This is a genomic window from Rhodoferax sp. (assembly GCF_018063565.1).
GTDB lineage: Bacteria > Pseudomonadota > Gammaproteobacteria > Burkholderiales > Burkholderiaceae_C > Rhodoferax.
Genome location: NZ_JAGPBB010000173.1, coordinates 1 through 3391 on the forward strand (window position 1 = coordinate 1; position 3391 = coordinate 3391).

General features: G+C 60.9%; 4 protein-coding genes. 1 reads left to right on the forward strand and 3 read right to left on the reverse strand.

Annotation, left to right across the window (positions count from 1 at the left end; genetic code table 11):
- Positions 1-370: ABC transporter substrate-binding protein (locus tag KBF66_RS19185; protein WP_296661319.1), on the reverse strand; the 370-nt coding region annotated here is incomplete at its 3' end.
- A gap of 117 nt (positions 371-487) precedes the next feature.
- On the opposite strand from KBF66_RS19185, the gene KBF66_RS19190 reads away from it, so the two are divergent.
- Positions 488-1378, forward strand: a complete 891-nt coding sequence (locus KBF66_RS19190) for a DMT family transporter (protein ID WP_296661314.1) — start codon at positions 488-490, stop codon at positions 1376-1378.
- A 65-nt stretch (positions 1379-1443) separates the two neighbouring features.
- Here the strand turns inward: KBF66_RS19190 and tsaD are convergent, their stop codons facing one another.
- Positions 1444-2514, reverse strand: a complete 1071-nt coding sequence (tsaD, locus tag KBF66_RS19195) for a tRNA (adenosine(37)-N6)-threonylcarbamoyltransferase complex transferase subunit TsaD (RefSeq protein ID WP_296661316.1) — start codon at positions 2512-2514, stop codon at positions 1444-1446.
- 2 nt (positions 2515-2516) lie between these two features.
- Entirely contained in the window at positions 2517-3173 is a 657-nt protein-coding gene (locus KBF66_RS19200) for a TetR family transcriptional regulator (protein WP_296661318.1), read from the reverse strand.
- Positions 3174-3391 lie beyond the last annotated feature (218 nt).

A 3391-nucleotide genomic window follows, 5' to 3' on the forward strand; every position in this document is an offset into this window, starting at 1 on the left:
CCGAGTAATTCAGCAGCAACACCCGCTTTTGCGGCTCGCGCACATTGTGTTTGTTGATGGCATCGATCAGCGCCAGCGCGTTGGCCGACGAGTTGCCCTGCATCACGATGCGGGCACCGCTGTCGATCGCTGCCCTGAGCGCCGTCAGTGCCTCTTCGTTCTGCCCCTTGCTGTCAAAACGCTCCAGCAGCAGTGGACGAGCGCCGCCGGTCTGCGCTGACATTGGCACACCACCGGCCGCATTGACCCGTTCGACCGCCCACACCAGATTGCGCATCACCGCCTCCCCGGTGTTGGCAAATGGCCCGCTCAAACCTTCAATCAGGGCAATACGGATCGGCGCAACGGCTGACTGTGCCAGCGCAGCCATCGACAGGCCAGCCAGCAAACACCCGGCACAGACAACACGAACAAGCAGCAGCATGGAGACTTCTTTCACTCAGGACCCAACGGGCGCGCAGTTTAGCGGGTCTACACTGGCAAGCCGATGACCCGCATTCAAGCCAACGTGTTGTTGATCCTGATCGCCATGATCTGGGGCTCTGCCTTCGTGGCACAAAGCTGGGGCATGGCACACCTTGGACCGATGACCTTCACCGGCGTGCGATTCCTGATTGGCGCACTGGTGGTGTTGCCATTCATGCCACGGGAGTGGCACCACCGCAACGTCAGCGGGCAGCCACTGCGCGCGGCCGATGGCCTCAAGGTGCTGTCGATGGGAGTGCTGTTGCTGGCCGGTGCCGCCCTGCAGCAAATTGGCATCGTATCCACCAGCGTCACCAACGCCGCTTTCCTGACCGCGCTGTATGTGCCACTGGTCCCGCTGCTGGGCTGGCTGCTGTGGCGCCATTGGCCCCACTGGTCTACATGGCCCAGTGCATTGGCATGCCTGGCCGGTGCTTACCTGTTGTCGGGCGCACAGGGCTGGACCATCGGGCGCGGTGATCTGTGGGTGATTGCCTCCAGCTTGCCCTGGGCGCTTCACGTGCTATTGGTCGGTCGCGTGGCCAACCAGCTGGACGCCCCTTTCCTGGTGGCAGGTGGGCAGTTTGTGGTCTGTGGCGTGTTGGCGCTGATTTGGGCGCTGGCGTTGGAACCCGTCAGCTGGTCAGCACTGCAGTCCGCCACCGGCTCGCTGCTATATACCGGTGTCTTCTCGGTCGGCATTGCCTTTACAGCGCAGGTGGTGGCGCAACGCTATGCCCATGCCGCCGACGCCGCCATCGTGCTTTCCAGCGAAACACTGTTTGCCGCGCTGTTTGGGTATATGTGGATGGGCGACCGTCTGACCCCGTCTGGCATCATCGGTTGTGTTCTGATTTTTCTCAGTATGCTGAGTGTTCAGGTGGTGCCCCTGATGGCAAGAATACGCCGCTGAAATGCCAGCGATACTCAACATTTTTATAGCAATAAAGATAGTTGTAATAAGCGCTAAACGCCATTTTAGGCATCAATCGCATCCAGTGGCCAGCGCGGCCGCACATCAAACGCATAAACCTCGGTGGCGTGTTGTCGCCCGGCTTGCAAACGCATCGCTGCGGCCATGGCGATCATGGCACCGTTGTCAGTGCACAACGCCAGTTCCGGGTAATGCACCCGCACGCCACGACGGACACATTCGGCGTCGAGCTGTCGGCGCAAGTCGTGATTGGCACCCACCCCACCCGCCACCACCAGACGCTGCAGGCCCGTCTGTTTCAGGGCGGCCAAAGACTTTTTCACCAATACCTCCACAATGGCCGCCTGCGTCGAGGCTGCCAGGTCAGCCAGAACCTGCCCTGGCAGGCAAGCCATCGCACAAGCGTGGCTGCTGGCACATTTCTTGGCCTGCACCATCACCGCTGTCTTCAGGCCGGCGAACGAAAAATCCAGGTCGCCGCTGTGCAACAAGGGGCGCGGCAGTTTGAACGCCTGCGCATTGCCCTGCGCGGCGAGCTTGGCCAAGGCAGGCCCGCCAGGATAGGCCAGACCGAGCAATTTGGCCGACTTGTCAAACGCCTCACCGGCCGCATCGTCAATCGTCTCGCCCAGCAGCTTGTAGGCACCCACACCATCGACCCGCATCAACTGGGTGTGGCCACCAGAGACCAGCAGCGCGACAAACGGAAACTGGGGTGGATCGGCACTCAGAAACGGCGACAGCAAATGCCCCTCCAGATGGTGCACGCCAAGCACGGGTTTGCCCAAGGCCGCTGCCAGCCCACACGCCACGCCGGCACCTACCAGCAGGGCACCCGCAAGACCCGGGCCACGGGTGAAGGCCACTACATCAACTTCTGCCAGGGTGCGCCCGGACGCCTGCAGCACCTGCTCAGTCAGCGGCAACACACGGCGAATGTGGTCACGGCTGGCCAGTTCCGGCACCACACCACCATAGGCCTGGTGCATGGCGATCTGGCTGTGCAAGGCATGCGCCAGCAGCACCGGCAAGCCATCGCCGCGCACAGCCACCAGCGCCACGCCAGTTTCGTCACACGACGACTCGATCCCCAATACGCATGAGTTTTCAACCATGGTTACCGACTATAGGCGTTGTCGCGGCTGGTTTCGACGGTAGCCACAAACCCCAGCCCGGCCAGAAAGCTGCGAATGGCCGCTGACGCCACGGTCACCAGGTCAAACGCAGCAGGTGCCAGCATCCAGCTGTGGATCAGCCCGGCCGTCAACGCATGCAGGCCTGTTGCCGCCGCATCCACCGGTAGCGACAGGGTGATGCCCCGGCGCAGCGCCGCTTCTTGCAGGCTGCGACGCATTTCATGCATGGCATTGGCATACGCCTGCACATGCCGCGCCTTGATGGCCAGCGTGTCGTCGACATATTCCACCTTCAACGTGGCGATCTCGAAAATCGCCCGCGTGCGCGCATCACCGGCAACACTGCACATGGTTTGCAGCAAAGCGTGCTCCAGTTCAGTCAAGGGATCTTGTGTCGGGTCGTGCCCAATCTGTGCCATGGCTTGCTCCATCGGCAAGATGGCCGACTCCATCAGCGCATTGAACAAATCGACCTTATTCTTGAAATGCCAATAGATCGCCCCGCGTGTGGTACCGGCAGCGGCGGCAATGTCTTGCAGCGAGGTGCGTGACACGCCTTTTTCAGCAAACACAGCAATCGCCGCCTCCAGCAACTGCTGGCGGGTTGCGAGTGCATCCTGTTTGGTACGACGGGGCATGAGCGGTGATCAGTCAAGGTAAGTTAAGTGCAGGTCAACAGATTTCCGGCGTCACGGACAATCAACATACATTCGCGATTGTATGTATAATTTTTTGCAAAATCACAACCCCTGGTTTGCCCCAATTGCCGGGCAACTTTTTTTGAAGACCTTCGCCATGCCCCACACCTGCTTCCGGTCTATGTTTCGGCCACCCGTCCGGCCCCTCGCTCACCTAC